This is a genomic window from Erwinia tasmaniensis Et1/99 (assembly GCF_000026185.1).
Classification (GTDB): Bacteria; Pseudomonadota; Gammaproteobacteria; order Enterobacterales; family Enterobacteriaceae; genus Erwinia; species Erwinia tasmaniensis.
Genome location: NC_010694.1, coordinates 3,038,150 through 3,052,764, shown reverse-complemented (window position 1 = coordinate 3,052,764; position 14,615 = coordinate 3,038,150). Strand labels below are relative to the sequence as shown.

Annotated in this window: 14 protein-coding genes and 3 tRNA genes; 8 read left to right on the top strand and 9 right to left on the bottom strand. The window is 54.6% G+C overall.

Translation table 11 applies throughout. From position 1 onward, the window contains the following. Window positions 1-18 precede the first annotated feature (18 nt). The gene (gene argA / locus ETA_RS14925; RefSeq protein WP_193345541.1) at window positions 19-1,377 is read right to left on the bottom strand and encodes an amino-acid N-acetyltransferase; all 1,359 of its coding nucleotides are present in this window, start codon (window positions 1,375-1,377) and stop codon (window positions 19-21) included. A 226-nt stretch (window positions 1,378-1,603) separates the two neighbouring features. Here argA and amiC point away from each other — a divergent pair, with 226 nt between their 5' ends. Then, window positions 1,604-2,842, top strand: coding sequence for an N-acetylmuramoyl-L-alanine amidase AmiC (gene amiC, locus ETA_RS14920; protein ID WP_012442445.1), 1,239 nt, complete (start codon window positions 1,604-1,606; stop codon window positions 2,840-2,842). Window positions 2,843-2,928: 86 nt separating this feature from the next. On the opposite strand, the gene ETA_RS14915 is transcribed toward amiC, so the two are convergent. The 3 genes from ETA_RS14915 to ETA_RS14905 all read right to left on the bottom strand — a co-directional run bounded on the left by ETA_RS14915 (window position 2,929) and on the right by ETA_RS14905 (window position 3,274). After that, window positions 2,929-3,005 (bottom strand) — tRNA-Met (locus ETA_RS14915). 41 nt (window positions 3,006-3,046) lie between these two features. Continuing rightward, window positions 3,047-3,123 (bottom strand) — tRNA-Met (locus ETA_RS14910). 74 nt (window positions 3,124-3,197) lie between these two features. After that, window positions 3,198-3,274: transfer RNA gene (locus ETA_RS14905), tRNA-Met, on the bottom strand. Window positions 3,275-3,479: 205 nt separating this feature from the next. On the opposite strand from ETA_RS14905, the gene mltA reads away from it, so the two are divergent. Both mltA and tcdA read left to right on the top strand, forming a co-directional pair. Beyond that, window positions 3,480-4,625, top strand: a complete 1,146-nt coding sequence (gene mltA / locus ETA_RS14900; protein ID WP_012442444.1) for a murein transglycosylase A — start codon at window positions 3,480-3,482, stop codon at window positions 4,623-4,625. Window positions 4,626-4,674: 49 nt separating this feature from the next. Further along, a complete protein-coding gene (gene tcdA / locus ETA_RS14895; RefSeq protein WP_012442443.1) occupies window positions 4,675-5,475 on the top strand; it encodes a tRNA cyclic N6-threonylcarbamoyladenosine(37) synthase TcdA in 801 nt (266 codons plus the stop codon). On the opposite strand, the gene csdE is transcribed toward tcdA, so the two are convergent. Both csdE and csdA read right to left on the bottom strand, forming a co-directional pair. Further along, the gene (gene csdE, locus ETA_RS14890; RefSeq protein WP_012442442.1) at window positions 5,472-5,921 is read right to left on the bottom strand and encodes a cysteine desulfurase sulfur acceptor subunit CsdE; all 450 of its coding nucleotides are present in this window, start codon (window positions 5,919-5,921) and stop codon (window positions 5,472-5,474) included. The two genes, tcdA and csdE, sit on opposite strands and share 4 nt — an antisense overlap. Before the next feature lies 1 nt (window position 5,922). Next, a complete protein-coding gene (gene csdA / locus ETA_RS14885) occupies window positions 5,923-7,131 on the bottom strand; it encodes a cysteine desulfurase CsdA (RefSeq protein WP_012442441.1) in 1,209 nt (402 codons plus the stop codon). Window positions 7,132-7,364: 233 nt separating this feature from the next. Here csdA and ETA_RS14880 point away from each other — a divergent pair, with 233 nt between their 5' ends. The 4 genes from ETA_RS14880 to rlmM all read left to right on the top strand — a co-directional run bounded on the left by ETA_RS14880 (window position 7,365) and on the right by rlmM (window position 10,427). Then, the gene (locus tag ETA_RS14880; RefSeq protein WP_012442440.1) at window positions 7,365-7,592 is read left to right on the top strand and encodes a YgdI/YgdR family lipoprotein; all 228 of its coding nucleotides are present in this window, start codon (window positions 7,365-7,367) and stop codon (window positions 7,590-7,592) included. Between the two features lie 345 nt (window positions 7,593-7,937). Next, window positions 7,938-8,855, top strand: a complete 918-nt coding sequence (locus tag ETA_RS14875; RefSeq protein WP_012442439.1) for a transcriptional regulator GcvA — start codon at window positions 7,938-7,940, stop codon at window positions 8,853-8,855. 83 nt (window positions 8,856-8,938) lie between these two features. Further along, the gene (locus ETA_RS14870) at window positions 8,939-9,334 is read left to right on the top strand and encodes a DUF423 domain-containing protein (protein ID WP_012442438.1); all 396 of its coding nucleotides are present in this window, start codon (window positions 8,939-8,941) and stop codon (window positions 9,332-9,334) included. Then, window positions 9,327-10,427, top strand: a complete 1,101-nt coding sequence (rlmM, locus tag ETA_RS14865; protein WP_012442437.1) for a 23S rRNA (cytidine(2498)-2'-O)-methyltransferase RlmM — start codon at window positions 9,327-9,329, stop codon at window positions 10,425-10,427. The genes ETA_RS14870 and rlmM overlap by 8 nt, the downstream gene beginning before the upstream one ends. A 66-nt stretch (window positions 10,428-10,493) precedes the next feature. Here the strand turns inward: rlmM and xni are convergent, their stop codons facing one another. The 3 genes from xni to queF form a co-directional block, all read right to left on the bottom strand. Beyond that, window positions 10,494-11,249 carry a flap endonuclease Xni gene (gene xni / locus ETA_RS14860; RefSeq protein ID WP_012442436.1) on the bottom strand — a complete coding sequence of 252 codons (756 nt, stop codon included), beginning with the start codon at window positions 11,247-11,249 and terminating at the stop codon, window positions 10,494-10,496. A 33-nt stretch (window positions 11,250-11,282) separates the two neighbouring features. Beyond that, a complete protein-coding gene (gene ppnN, locus ETA_RS14855; protein ID WP_012442435.1) occupies window positions 11,283-12,647 on the bottom strand; it encodes a nucleotide 5'-monophosphate nucleosidase PpnN in 1,365 nt (454 codons plus the stop codon). A 147-nt stretch (window positions 12,648-12,794) separates the two neighbouring features. Then, the gene (queF, locus tag ETA_RS14850) at window positions 12,795-13,640 is read right to left on the bottom strand and encodes an NADPH-dependent 7-cyano-7-deazaguanine reductase QueF (RefSeq protein ID WP_012442434.1); all 846 of its coding nucleotides are present in this window, start codon (window positions 13,638-13,640) and stop codon (window positions 12,795-12,797) included. A gap of 119 nt (window positions 13,641-13,759) precedes the next feature. Between queF and syd the strand changes: the two genes are divergently transcribed. Next, the gene (gene syd / locus ETA_RS14845) at window positions 13,760-14,320 is read left to right on the top strand and encodes a SecY-interacting protein (protein WP_012442433.1); all 561 of its coding nucleotides are present in this window, start codon (window positions 13,760-13,762) and stop codon (window positions 14,318-14,320) included. Window positions 14,321-14,615 lie beyond the last annotated feature (295 nt).

Sequence of the window (14,615 nt, the reverse complement as noted above, 5' to 3'; positions counted from 1 at the left end):
ATCCCTCAAGGGAAGCGGTCAGCTCTGTCGGGTATGCACACTGGCTTCACGCAGATCAACCATCAATACTTTGGAACGCCGCTGGTAGTTATACATCTGTTTCTTGCTTTCCGGCAGCCTGTCGATATCTACCGGCACAAATCCGCGTTCCTGGAACCAGTGAATGCTGCGCGTCGTCAGCACGAACAGCTTTTTGAGGCCCATCTGGCGTGCCTGTAACGCCACGCGCTCCAGCAAGGCTTCTCCGCGCGACGAGCTGCGATAATCGGGATGTACCGCCACGCAGGCCATTTCACCTATCTGTTCTTCTGGGAAGGGGTAAAGGGCGGCACAGCCGATAGTCAGGTTATCGCGTTCAATGATGGTAAATTTGTCGATCTCCATCTCAAGCTGCTCGCGCGAACGGCGCACCAGGATACCCTGCTGTTCCATCGGGCGGATCAGTTCCAGAATGCCGCCGATGTCATTAATGGTGGCGCGTCGGATCTGCTCTGCACTCTCCATAACAATCTGTGTGCCAATACCGTCGCGCGAAAACAGCTCCTGTAGCAGCGCGCCATCCTCCTGATAGCTGATCAGGTGGCTACGCCGCACGCCGCTGCGGCAGGCTTTTACCGCACCGCGCAAAAAGCGAACCGTGCCGGAGTGGTAATCATCGCGTGTTTCGAGCTCTTCGATGCGCTGCTGTGCCTCATTGGGGAACAGCTCGGAAATAATACGGCCTTCACCGTCAGTTACACCCTGCTCGGAGCAGAAGCCAATCATCTTTTCGGCCTTCAGCCTGATGGCCAGCTGGGTGGCAACCTCTTCAGAGGTGAGGTTAAAGCTTTCTCCGGTGACCGATACCGCAACCGGGCCCATCAGAACAATGGCCCCGCTGTCGAGCTGGCGATGGATCGCCTCTTCATCGATGCGGCGGATACGGCCGCTGTGGCAGTAGTCCACGCCTTCGTCGACGCCCAACGGCTGAGCGATGATAAAGTTACCGCTGACAACATTGATATGCGCACCCTGTAGCGGGGTGTTATTCAGGCTCATTGAAAGGCGGGCGGTGATATCCAGCTGTAAACGCCCGGCGGCCTGCTTCACCAGCTCCAGCGACGGGGCATCCGTTACACGGGTATGCTTATGGTAAAGCGGTTCCAGATTTTGCCCGGCAAGGCTGGCATCGATCTGTGGACGCGCGCCGTACACCACCACCAGACGGATGCCCAGGCTATGCAGCAGGCCAATATCATTGATGATGCTCGAGAAGTTTTCATGCCCGATGGCTTCGCCGCCCAGCATAATGACAAACGTTTTACCACGGTGGGCGTTGATATAGGGAACGGTATGGCGAAATCCCTGAACCAGCTCGGTACTACGTTCCTTCACGATAAACCCTCTTTGCATTATTATTCGTTAAAAGTGTATTTTTATTCTTTTATCGTCGCGGGTGCAAGCGTCATTTATCTTTATTTATCACTTTCAAGGGTATTTTTTCCTTTCTGACGTCATGCATTTATTCATTTTTCTGAGTGACACTGCCGGAGGGATTCGTTAGAGTTTTGCCAAATTTTTTCATTTGGTTTTTTAATAGACAGATCACAGGATTTGGAGTGGCATGACCGATTCAACTTCGCTTAACCGCCGACGGTTTTTACAAGGAGCGGGAGCTCTGTGGCTGTTAAGCGTCAGCCGGACAGGGATGGCCGCCGGTCGACATGTCGTCGCGGTCCGCATCTGGCCTTCATCCACCTATTCACGGCTGACTATCGAGTCCAATACGCCGCTTAAGTATAAGCAGTTTGCGCTGAGCAACCCCGATCGCGTCGTGGTGGATATCGAAAATATTCAGCTTAATCGCGTATTAAATGATGCGGGTAAACTGGTGCGTGAGGACGATCCCTGGATCAAAAATGTTCGCGTGGGGCAGTTTGATGCAAACACCGTGCGGCTGGTGCTGGAAATCAAGCAGAACGTCACGCCGCGCATCTTTACGCTTGACCCGGTGGCCGGGATCAACAATCGTCTGGTGCTGGATCTTTACCCGGTGCGCAGGCAGCAGCACACCGACGATCCGCTACTGGCGTTACTGGAAGATTACAATCAGGGAGATTTGGGGCGCAGCCAGCCGAAGGACGCTCCGTTGCCCGGTAAGGCTGGCAAGGACAGGCCGATAGTGATTATGCTCGACCCCGGCCACGGGGGTGAAGATTCAGGCGCCGTTGGCAAACATAAAACCCGTGAAAAAGACGTGGTGCTGAAAATTGCCCGCCGCCTGAAATCCCTGATCGACAAGCAGCCGAATATGCGTGCTTATATGACGCGTAATGAAGATGTGTTTATTCCGTTGAAGGTGCGGGTGGCAAAAGCGCGCAAACAGCGGGCCGACCTGTTTATTTCCATTCACGCCGATGCGTTTACCAGCCGTGCCGCACGCGGTTCGTCGGTGTTCGCGCTATCGACAAAAGGGGCCACCAGCACCGCAGCACGTTTTTTGGCACAGACCCAGAATGCGTCGGATCTGATTGGCGGCGTTAGCATAAGCGGCGATCGCTATCTCGACCATACCATGTTCGATATGTTACAGAGCCGCACGATCAATGACAGCCTGAGCTTTGGCAAGGAAGTGCTGGCGCGTATGGGCAAAATTAATCATCTGCATAAACGCTCCGTCGATCAGGCGGGATTTGCCGTATTAAAAGCGCCAGATATTCCATCCATCCTGGTAGAAACGGCGTTTATCAGTAATCTGGAAGAAGAACGTAAGCTGCGCACCACGCGTTTTCAGCATCAGGTGGCGGATTCGATTCTGGCAGGGATTAAAGCCTATTTTGCTCACGGCGCTGGTCGTACATAAATGAGGGGGGTGGGCAGAAAAATCCTGCCTGCTGAAACGCCTGGTTGAGTTTCAGATAAAAAAAAACACCCTGAAGGGTGTTTGATTGGTTGCGGGAGCCGGATTTGAACCGACGACCTTCGGGTTATGAGCCCGACGAGCTACCAGGCTGCTCCATCCCGCGTCCGATTGACGCTTTTACTACTTTACACCACGACGGCAAATTGGTTGCGGGAGCCGGATTTGAACCGACGACCTTCGGGTTATGAGCCCGACGAGCTACCAGGCTGCTCCATCCCGCGTCCGCGTGGTTTGTCGCTTCCATCACGACACTGTCTTTTACTGCTTCACTCAAGCTTAACTGACTTCAGTGAATTGGTTGCGGGAGCCGGATTTGAACCGACGACCTTCGGGTTATGAGCCCGACGAGCTACCAGGCTGCTCCATCCCGCGTCCGTGGAAGCGCACTATACGCCTGATGCGTTTTGTTGCAACCCCTTTTTTCAGTTAAGTGGCTAAAAGCGCGCTTAAGCAGCTGATTTTTGACCAAGTGCTGAAAAGTTGTGCAAATAGTTGAGGTCTTTTACGCCGGGCACATTTTCTTATGGCGGAGCCTTTGCTATCTTCGCGCAGGGTTTCCTTATAAAGGTAGCAAGGCATGAAAGCAGGTTGGGTGAAGTATCTGGTGACCGGCGCGCTGCTGGCGCTGCTGGCAGGGTGTAGCTCGAAGCCCACCGATCGTGGGCAGCAGTATAAAGATGGAAAACTGATCCAGCCGCTGGCGCTGGTCAATCAGCCCAACGCGAAAGGCCGCCCGGTCAACGGTAAAGATTTTGCCGACCAGGTGACACAAATACGCTTTGCCTCGGCAGGTATGTATTCACGCCAGTCTGCCACCTACAGCGCGATCCAGAGCTGGCTCATGGCTGGAGGCGATACCCGTCAGCTGCGCCAGTTTGGGCTGGATGCTTTCCAGATGGAAGGCACCGATAACTACGGCAACGTGCAGTTTACCGGCTACTACACGCCGGTTGTCAAAGCGCGCTACAGCCGTCAGGGAGAGTTCCAGTACCCTCTGTATCGCAAGCCGCGCAGTAAACGCAGCAAGCTGCCTAGCCGGGCAGAAATCTACGGCGGAGCATTGAGCGAAAGTTACATCGCCGGTTACAGCAATTCGCTGATGGATAATTTTATTATGGACGTTCAGGGTAGCGGCTACGTTGACTTTGACGACGGCCGCCCGCTCAAGTTCTTCGGCTACGGCGGTAAAAACGGGCATCCTTATCGCAGCATTGGTAAAGTGTTGATCGACCGTGGGGAAGTGAAGCGGGAAGATATGTCGATGCAGGCAATACGCCAGTGGGGAGACCAGCACAGCGCGGCAGAAGTGCGCGAGCTGCTGGAGCAGAATCCGTCCTTCGTGTTCTTTAAGCCGGAGGAGTTTGCCCCGGTGCGCGGTGCCAGCGCGGTGCCGCTGATCGCCAAAGCCTCGGTAGCTGCAGATCGTGCACTGATCCCGGCAGGCACCGCGCTGCTGGCAGAAATCCCCCTGCTGGACAATAACGGTAAATTTACCGGGAAATACGAGATGCGCATGATGGTATCTCTGGATGTCGGCGGGGCGATTAAAGGCCAGCATTTTGATATTTATCAGGGGATTGGCCCGGAAGCAGGCCATATGGCCGGCTGGTTCAACCACTATGGCCGGGTCTGGGTGTTGAAAACGGCTCCCGGAGCCGGAACGCCCGTGTTCTCATCGGCACAAAACGGCTCATCACAGGGGGCTTTACTGCTTAATCAGTAAACCTGTCGCGGGCCGGTATCTCCGGCCCGTTGTTTTCGAGGAAAAGTGAATGACGGTTCTTTCTGACGCCTGGCGGCAACGCTTCGGCGGCATCGCACGTTTATATGGCCAGCCTGCGCTGCAACTGTTTGCTGACGCACATATCTGCGTTGTCGGCATTGGTGGCGTGGGATCCTGGGCTGCGGAAGCGCTGGCCCGCAGTGGGATCGGCGCAATTACGCTGATCGATATGGATGATGTCTGTGTCACCAACACCAACCGACAGATCCATGCGCTGAAAAACAGCGTTGGTCAGGCGAAAACTGAGGTGATGGCAGCACGTATCCGTGAAATTAACCCGGAGTGCCGGGTGACCTGTATCGACGACTTTATCACCACCGACAATACTGCCGTACTGCTCGACCAGGGGTTCAGCTATGTGATCGATGCCATCGATAGCATGCGGCCGAAGGCGGCGATGCTGGCATGGTGCCGGCGTAATAAAATACCGCTGGTCACCACCGGCGGCGCGGGCGGTCAGATTGACCCAACGCAAATTCAGGTCGCTGACCTGGCAAAAACCATTCAGGATCCGCTGGCGGCGAAACTACGAGAGCGGCTGAAAAGTGATTTTAATATCGTGAAAAACAGCAAAGGTAAGCTGGGGATTGACTGCGTGTTCTCGACCGAAGCGCTGATGTACCCTCAGCCGGATGGATCGGTATGCGCCTCCCGCAGCACCGCCGAAGGCCCCAAACGGATGGACTGTGCCTCAGGATTTGGTGCGGTGACGATGGTGACCGCCACCTTTGGCTTTGTTGCTGTTGCGCACGTTTTGAAAAAGATGATGGCAAAAGCCGCCCGATCTTAATCCAGATGCTGGTTAGCCGCCCGTAAAACCGCATCGGACAACGCCTGTAACCCCGCGCTGCGCGATGCGCTAAGCTGGTCTTTCAGACCCAGTTGAGCAAACAGGCTTAACGGATCCTGCTGGCTTAGTTCCTGCGGGGTTTTACCCTCTACGGCGGTCAACAGTACCGCCAACAGCCCGCGCACGATACGCCCTTCGCTGTCGCCGTAAAAATGTAGTCCGCCATTTTCCAGCAGCTGGTGACCCAGCCAAACCCGGTTTTCACAGCCCTGCAGTTCAGTCGCCTCACTTTTCAGCTCGTCAGGCAGCGCCGGTAGCCGTTTACCCAGCAGGATCAGCTGGCGATAGCGCTCCTCCCACTGCCTGAAATGGGAAAATTGGGCTAACAGCGAGTCGGCGGTAATTTGCTCACCAAACGGGTGGGCGGCGAGGGGGGATAAGCGCATATTAATCTGCCAGTATTGTTATTGCTGCCGTCATGGCCGCAACCAGCGCGTCCACATCATCCAGAGAATTATAGGGCGCAAACGAGGCTCTCAAGCAGCCATTGACGCCGAGCGCGGCCAGCAGCGGCTGGGCACAATGCTGGCCAGCCCGAATGGCAACGCCACTTTCAGCCAACAGGGTAACGATATCACTGTGGTGAACGCCGGCGACATTAAATGCCAGCAGGCTGGAGCCGCTGGCGCGATAGCTTTCGAAACCGGGCAGGGCCGCAGCAAGACGGGTTTCAGCCAGGGCGGCGAGATCGCGGCTCCAGCGCTCTGCGGCCACCCCGTCGATATCTTTCAGCCACAGCAGGGCTGCGCTCAGGCCAATGACCCCGGCAACGTTCGGCGTGCCTGCTTCAAAGCACCAGGGAACCGCCTGCGGCGTGAATCCTTCGAAGTTCACCTGGGTTAACATTTTTCCGCCGCCTTGCCACGGCGTCATTTCAGCCAGCCTCTCCGCTTTACCATACAGTACGCCCGTGCCCGTTGGGCCATAAAGTTTGTGTGCAGAAAAAGCATAAAAATCAATATCCAGCGCCTGTACGTCAACAGGACAATGCACAACGCCCTGCGCGCCGTCGATCAGCACTTTGGCACCGCAGGCGTGCGCCAGGGCAACGGCTGCCGGCAGGTCAGGACAACCGCCGGTGACGTTCGACATCTGTCCCAGCGCCAACAGTCGCGTACGGGCGTTCAGCAGTGAAGGTAGCAGGCTGATATCCGGCAGGCGATCGCGGCCAATCGGCCACTTTACGACGGTGGCTCCGGTTTGCCTGGCCACCATCAGCCACGGCACCAGATTCGCATGATGTTCCGCCTCGCTGACCACAATCTCATCCCCCGGCTGTAGGCGCGGGCGCAGCCAGCTTTGGGCCACGAGATTAATCGCTTCGGTAGTGCCTTTGGTCCAGACGATGCTTTGCGCATCCGGGGCATTCAGCCAGCGTGCAACCTGACCGCGTGCGCTTTCATAGCGTTCGGTCAGCTGCTGTGCGGCAGCAAACTGGCTGCGGTGAACGGTGCCGGAGCTCTGGCGATAAAACTGTTCCGTTGCCTCAATCACCGCGAGGGGCTTCAGCGCGGTCGCCGCGCTGTCCAGGTAGCATCCTGCATCAGTCAGCGCGGGAAAATGTTGGCGAAACGGTATGGGATCAAATGACGTCATGCTTTCGTTGTGTTCCTGTCGGGTAGTGCGGTTTCATTTCCGGGTCGGATTAGGATCAGGCTGAAATCACTTTGCGTGGCTGGCAAAGCGCGAAAAGCGCGTTATGCTGGATTATGTCTGCTTTTAGCTATTATGCGCAAATAACAGCCTCTCTACAGGCTATTTTAGCGCATGCCTAATGTCGCCAGGATAGAGCGGCGCAGAAATTTACCTTTTAGTCAGGAGAGAGAAAAATGAAAAAATTAGCTGCATTAATTGCTGCCTGTGCCGTGGCATTTACCCTGGCCGCCTGTTCAAGCAACTACGTTATGCACACCACTGACGGTCGCACAATCGTCGCCAACGGCAAGCCGACCGTTGATGATGAAACAGGGATGATTAGCTATAAAGATGCCAACGGCACTAAACAGCAGATCAACCGCTCTAATGTTAAAGAAATGGCCGAAATGGACCAGGAGTAAAATCCAGGCAAAAAAAAGCACCGCAGTTTGCGGTGCTGTAAAAATCAATATGGACAGACAGGGTAAATCTACAGGAAAAATGGCGGCGTAAGCCACCGGACCCGAAAACCGTCAGGTCAATTGCAAACACAACATCACGACCACAAGCCAAAAGCACCCCAAAATTCCGTGAGTTAACACTCAACTTCGTTGCACTTTTCGTTCCGGCTCTGGAAGTGGCGCAACTATAGGTATTTGCTGGCGGTTCCTCAACGGACAATTTATAATGTCTCGGATAAAAAAAACTAATGCTTGATGCGGGGTTTCAGCATCATTTATCTTCGCGACGAAAAGTGCTCATTTGCCATGTCTAAACGTTTACCTCCTCTGAATGCGCTGCGGGTTTTTGATGCGGCTGCACGCCACCTCAGCTTTACCAAAGCGGCCGAAGAGCTGTATGTGACTCAGGCTGCCGTCAGTCATCAGATTAAGTCGCTGGAGGATTTCCTTGGCCTGAAGCTGTTTCGTCGCCGCAATCGTTCGCTGCTGCTGACAGAAGAAGGGCAGAGCTATTATCTCGATATTAAAGAGATTTTCACCGCAATAAACGACGCCACGCGCAAGCTGCAAGCGCGCAGTGCAAAAGGGGCATTGACCGTCAGTATGCTGCCGAGCTTCGCTATTCAATGGCTGGTGCCGAGGCTCACCAGCTTTAATTCAGCTTATCCGGGGATTGATGTGCGCATCCAGGCCGTTGACCGCGATGAGGAGAAGCTGGCGGACGATGTCGACGTGGCTATTTTTTATGGTCGCGGTAACTGGCCCGGTTTGAGAGTAGAAAAACTGTATGCGGAATATCTGCTGCCGGTGTGCTCACCCCTGCTGTTAGCCGGCGCCTTTCCTCTGATCGCGCCGTCCGAGCTGGTTCACCACACCTTATTGCATGATGCTTCGCGCCGTGACTGGCAGTCATACACTCGCCAGCTCGGTCTGAACACGATAAACGTGCAGCACGGGCCGATTTTCAGCCACAGCGCAATGGTGTTACAGGCTGCCATCCACGGCCAGGGCGTGGCCCTGGCGAACAGCGTGATGGCGCAGAGTGAGATCGAAGCCGGTCGGCTGGTGTGCCCGTTTAACGATGTGCTCGCCAGCAAAAATGCTTTTTATCTTGTTTGTCATGACAGTCAGGCAGAACTGGGTAAAATAGCCGCCTTCCGTCAGTGGGTCCTGGCGAAAGCGGCCAGTGAACAAGAACAATTTCGCTTTCGCTACGAAAGTTAAAGGGATCCCGGCGTGGTGAAACCGTCGGTAACAGAGAGCAACGGCAGGGGAAATATCCCCCTGTACTGACAGAGGATTGCGACATGTCCAGTCGTGCGATGTTTATTTTTTGTTCCCTCAGTGGCTTTTTCTACGTCATGCTGGGGGCTTTTGGTGCTCATGTCTTGAGTCAGTCGCTGGGTAGCGCAGAAATGGCCTGGATCAAAACCGGGCTGGAGTATCAGGCTTTCCACACCCTGGCAATATTGGGCATGGCCGCAGCGATGCTGTGTCGGGCGAATATCTGGTTTTACTGGAGCAGCGCATTGCTTGCGCTCGGCACGGTGCTGTTTAGCGGCAGCCTCTACTGTCTGGCGTTGTCTCACCTGAAAATATGGGTTTATATCACTCCGATCGGCGGCACCTGCTTCCTTATCGGCTGGGTTTTAATGTTGGTTGGCGCACTGCGTCTGAAAAAAAGGGCAGAACGCCATGAATAAAATTTTGTTGTATTGCCGTCAGGGTTTTGAAAAAGAGTGTGCGGCGGAAATTACCGCAAAGGCCGCCGAGCGTGAGATTTTCGGCTTTGCGCGTGTCAAAGATGATTCCGCCTACGTGCTGTTTGAGTGTTATCAACAGGGCGAGGCGGAAAAACTGCTGGCTGAACTCCCCTTCAGCGAGCTGATCTTCTCGCGTCAGATGATTGTCGTGGGCGAACTGCTGCGCGATTTACCACCCACCAATCGCATTACTCCCGTGGTGGGTATGCTCACCGGCGTGGTCGAGAAGGGCGGCGATCTGCGCGTGGAAGTACCCGACACCAATGCCAGTAAGGAACTGCTGAAGTTTTGTCGCAAATTCACCGTGCCGCTGCGCGCCAGCCTGCGAAAAGACGGTATTCTGCTGAACTTTGAAAGCGCTAAGCGCCCGGTGGTACACGTATTCTTTATCGCCTCCGGCTGCTGCTACGTGGGATATTCACTGCCTGCCAACAATTCTCCGCTGTTTATGGGCATCCCGCGGCTTAAGTTCCCCTCGGATGCCCCCAGCCGTTCAACTCTCAAGCTGGAGGAAGCGTTTCACGTATTTATCCCTGCCGACGAGTGGGATGAGCGCCTGGCCAGCGGAATGTGGGCGGTCGATCTGGGTGCCTGCCCCGGCGGCTGGACCTATCAGCTGGTGCAGCGCAGCATGATGGTGAACGCAGTGGATAATGGTCCGATGGCTCCGAGCCTGATGGACACCGGGCAGGTGTTCCACCAGCGCGAAGACGGATTCAAATATCGCCCTACGCGCAACAATAACTACTGGGTGGTCTGCGATATGGTGGAAAAACCGGTCCGCGTGGCGAATCTGATGGCCGACTGGCTGGTAAACGGCTGGTGTCGGGAGGCGATTTTTAACCTCAAGCTGCCAATGAAGAAGCGTTACGAGGAAGTGGCGCAGAATCTGGCGATGATCCATGAAAAGCTGGCGCAAAATGGCATTAATGCTCAGATCCAGGCGCGCCAGCTGTATCACGACCGGGAAGAGGTGACGGTACATATTCGCCGTGTCTGGAGCGCTACGCCGGGCCGTCGCGACGAAAGATAAGCCTGGATTGATTGGGCAAACTTCCGTCAGGGTACGCCCCGTGAATAGCCAGTGCTGACCTCCAGGTCAGCACTGCTCCAGCCGTAACTCTTTCAAATTCCCTTTCAGCACCAGATCCGTTTTTAATGTCGCAACCTGCTTACAGATCGCCGCCATCTTCTGATGTTCACTCAGCTTATTTCGCCATTTTTCCGGCACCTGTTCCAGGTCCTGATAGATTGCCGCCAGGCTACCAAACTGTTGCAACAGCTGCGCGGCACTTTTGCCGCCGATGCCACCCACTCCGGGGATTTTGCTGCTGCTGATACCCGCAAGCCCCCAGTAGTCGGTGAGCTGTGCTGGCTCTACGCCAAACGTATTGCTGATAAACGGCATATCCAGCCAGCGTTTCTGGAAGTAGTCGCGGATTTGGACCCTTGGCGCCAACAGCTGACAGTAGCCTTTATCCGTGGAAACGATCGTCGCCTGATGGCCCGCCGCCGCGACTTTACTGGCAATGGTGGCGGCCAGGTCATCAGCTTCGTCACCCGTGGCGTGCCAGCTTTTTACACCGATACTGGCAAAGGCGCTGCGTAACAGCGGCATTTCCTCGCACAGCGCGTCCGGCATCGGCGAGCGCCCTGCCTTGTAGTCCGGCAGCAGGCGATGCCGCCAGCTATCGCTGCGCTGCTCATCGTCAAATACCGCGACGGCATGGGTCGGGCGGGTATGCAGCAGCAGTTGCTGCACCGCATGTAAGCAGGCTTCCTGACAGGGTGAACCCTGTACGGCATGAATGCGCCGAATCAGATTTAGCGCATCGATAATCAGCAGATGTATCATCAGATAATCCTGGGCGGCCCGTGGGCCGCCCCTCTATTTAATGATCTCGTAGCAGGGAATATAAGCGCTGCCCGGCAGCTTCATACGATGCTGTGCGACAAATCCTTGCAGTAGATCGTCCATACGGCGCATGATTTCCGGGTTACCATGCAGCTTATAAGGCCCTTTCTCTTTGATGGCTCTAATGCCCACATCCTTCACGTTACCTGCGACAATACCTGAAAAGGCACGGCGCAGCGCGGCCGCCAGCTGCTCGGCAGGCTGATCGGGTGACAGGTTGAGGTTTGCCATATTTTCGTGGCTGGGCATAAACGGCATCTGCAGGTCGGGGGCGATACGCAGCGCCCAGTTGAAGCTGTAAGCATCGCCCGTTTCGCGGCGATACTCTTTTACCGCCGGCATCGCTTTTTTCATCAGGCGGGCCACTTCCGGCGCATCATCGATGATAATGCTGTAATGCTGACGTGCTTCATCGCCCAGCGTGCCGACGATAAATTCGTCCAGTACGCGGAAGTAGTCGGCGCTTTCCTTCGGGCCGGTCAGGATCAGCGGCAACACCTGGTCGCGGTTATGGGGATTCATCAGGATCCCCAAGAGATAGAGCAGCTCTTCAGCCGTACCTACGCCGCCGGGGAAGATAATGATACCGTGCGCGATGCGCACGAAGGCTTCCAGGCGTTTTTCAATATCGGGCATGATAATCAGCTCGTTAACCAGCGGGTTAGGCGGCTCAGCGGCGATAATCGAGGGTTCGGTCAGACCAATAAAGCGTCCTTCTTTATAACGCTGCTGGGCGTGGCCCACCGCCGCCCCTTTCATTGGTGCTTCCATCACGCCCGGCCCGCATCCGGTACAAATGTTCAGCTCACGCAGGCCCAGCTGGGACCCAACGTTACGGCAATACTGGTATTCAACGGCGTTAATCGAGTGACCGCCCCAGCACACGACGGTATTAGGCTCTTCGCCAATGTGCAGCGCACGCGCATTACGCAGTATGGAGAACACCAGGTTGGTGATATGCACCGAGTCGGCAACATGCTGATGCTGGAAGCGCCCGGCGTGATCAATCTGCCCGTTAACGAACAAAATATCGCGCAGTACCGCAAAAAGATTAGCCTGTAGAGCACGAATAATGCGCCCGTCGACAAAAGCTTCTTCAGGTGGATTGATCAGCTCAAGCTTGACGCCGCGCTCGCGTCGGAGCACGTTGATATCGAAACTTTCAAAGCGTGACAGAAGCTCCTGGCTACTGTCAGTCTGACTTCCCGAATTCAGTACGGCGAGCGAACAGTTACGGAACAGCTGATAAAGGTCGCTGCTGGCCGTCCGTTTCAGCATGTCGACTTCCAGTTGGGAAAGCAGATCCATTGAGCCGAGTGGGCTGATTTGTGTAATCAAGCGATCTCCGTTACACCCGTCTGGGTGCGTTATAACTCTGTGACTGTGTTATCACAAAGATAATATATATCCCCGGACTGCGTCAGGTTGCCGCCCGTGCTCAGATTAGCTTTTACGGTGGATAAAGAACACCTGGCCGAGCCCTCTTTACTGGCGCACCAGCCGGGAACGGCCGGGGGTGAAGTGCGTATTGCTGCGCCACGGGTTGATATCAAGCCCGCCGCGTCGCGTATAACGGGCGTAGACGCTCAGGCTTTCCGGCTGGCAATAGCGCAGAATGTCGCTGAAAATGCGCTCTACGCACTGTTCGTGAAATTCATTATGCTGACGGAAAGAGACCAGGTAACGCAGCAGCGCTTCGCGCTGTATGCGTGGGCCGCGGTAGCTAATTTGCACCGTTCCCCAGTCCGGCTGGTTGGTTATCAGGCAGTTGGATTTTAGCAGATGGCTAACTAACTGCTCCTCAACGATTTCATTTCCGACCGCGTTGTGCAGATAACCGGCGTCAAACGCATAGCTGTCGATAACTATATCCTGCTCATCAATACAGTAACCGTCAAAATGGCCCACCGGTTGCCCTTCAATTTCATGCAGACGGAACAGCGCAACGCTCACCTTACCTGCTGCGCAGGCGCTCAGATCGCGCTCAAGGATCTGCCGCACCTCACCCCAATTGGCAAATTTTGTCTGGTTAAAACTGTTCAGATACAGCTTGAAGCTTTTGGACTCGATTAGATTGATACTGCTGGCATCCAGTACCACTTCGCCCACGGCAACTTGCGGAACCCCTTTGCTATTGAGCCAGGAGAGTTCGTACAGCGTCCAGATATCAGCCCCGCCGAACGGCAGACTGTCGGGATAAAGGCCCAAAGGTTCACGATTCAGACGACGAGGCACCGCCTGTAACAGAGCCGGCTGGTAAGTATCGTGATATTCTGTCGGCTGCCCCAGGGTCAGCCCTTTCAGAGCATGGTGATTGTCATATGTAGGCATGGCATTCCCTAACGTTGTAGTGCCTGTCGAGGCAGGCGTGGTGACAAATCCGTCAGCCCACGATGAGTTCAGGCTACAATAGAGCATTAGTGTAACCCAGTCAGTTAAGAGTCAAAAAAATGATTGATGAAACGTCTCAGGCGCTCCGCGACTTTAGTCAGCGATATTGCGATCTCTGGCAGCAAAAAAGCGGCCATGCACCTGCCAGTCAGGAACTTTATGGCATTCCGTCACCTTGCGTGATGGCCACAGACGAAGATGAAGTCTGGTGGCAGCCACGGCCGTTTACGCTGGCACCCAATCTTGACGCCGTTGAGCGGGCGCTGGATATTCGCCTGCAGCCAGCGGTCACCGCTTTCTATACTTCACAGTTTGCCGGCGACATGACGGGAACGTTGGACGGCCGCCCGTTGTCTCTGGTTCAGGTCTGGAGTGAAGATGATTTTATCCGCGTCCAGGAAAACCTGATTGGTCACCTGGTGATGAAGCGTCGTCTTAAACAATCCCCAACGCTGTTTATCGCAACCACTGATTCGGAACTGGAGGTGATTTCAGTCTGTAATGTGAGTGGGGAAGTCATTCTTGAGCAGTTAGGCACAAAAAAACGTCAGGTTATCGCTTCATCTATTGAGAACCTTCTTATTGCTTTACAGCCTCTTATCATTAACTGCTCGAATTAAGCCCCGCGCTTTGTGCGATATCACTTACAAATTCTGTAAGAGATCGCTTGTTGTTGTGCAGATATCAGCAGAGATTAACCATTAAATATGACTTATATCATTTACTTAACAGATTGCTTACCCCTATAGATGATTAAATTGATTAAATAACAGTCTCAAGCATCTTGTTTGCTTATGTTATTCAGGCACAATGACCCCCGTTGCGAAAGAGTCGCATGAGATGAGATTAACATCAGGATGATGTGCTCATCGAACCCATCAGGATGATGTATCAGGGACAGGCTTCAAAATGGAG

Coding starts and splice junctions, on each gene's coding strand:
- ETA_RS14870 (WP_012442438.1), top strand. CDS start 8,939: ATGTCCAGTCGTGCGATGTTTATTTTTTGTTCCCTCAGTGGCTTTTTC.
- queF (WP_012442434.1), bottom strand. CDS start 13,640: ATGCCTACATATGACAATCACCATGCTCTGAAAGGGCTGACCCTGGGG.
- mltA (WP_012442444.1), top strand. CDS start 3,480: ATGAAAGCAGGTTGGGTGAAGTATCTGGTGACCGGCGCGCTGCTGGCG.
- tcdA (WP_012442443.1), top strand. CDS start 4,675: ATGACGGTTCTTTCTGACGCCTGGCGGCAACGCTTCGGCGGCATCGCA.
- xni (WP_012442436.1), bottom strand. CDS start 11,249: ATGATACATCTGCTGATTATCGATGCGCTAAATCTGATTCGGCGCATT.
- amiC (WP_012442445.1), top strand. CDS start 1,604: ATGACCGATTCAACTTCGCTTAACCGCCGACGGTTTTTACAAGGAGCG.
- ETA_RS14875 (WP_012442439.1), top strand. CDS start 7,938: ATGTCTAAACGTTTACCTCCTCTGAATGCGCTGCGGGTTTTTGATGCG.
- syd (WP_012442433.1), top strand. CDS start 13,760: ATGATTGATGAAACGTCTCAGGCGCTCCGCGACTTTAGTCAGCGATAT.
- csdA (WP_012442441.1), bottom strand. CDS start 7,131: ATGACGTCATTTGATCCCATACCGTTTCGCCAACATTTTCCCGCGCTG.
- rlmM (WP_012442437.1), top strand. CDS start 9,327: ATGAATAAAATTTTGTTGTATTGCCGTCAGGGTTTTGAAAAAGAGTGT.
- ETA_RS14880 (WP_012442440.1), top strand. CDS start 7,365: ATGAAAAAATTAGCTGCATTAATTGCTGCCTGTGCCGTGGCATTTACC.
- csdE (WP_012442442.1), bottom strand. CDS start 5,921: ATGCGCTTATCCCCCCTCGCCGCCCACCCGTTTGGTGAGCAAATTACC.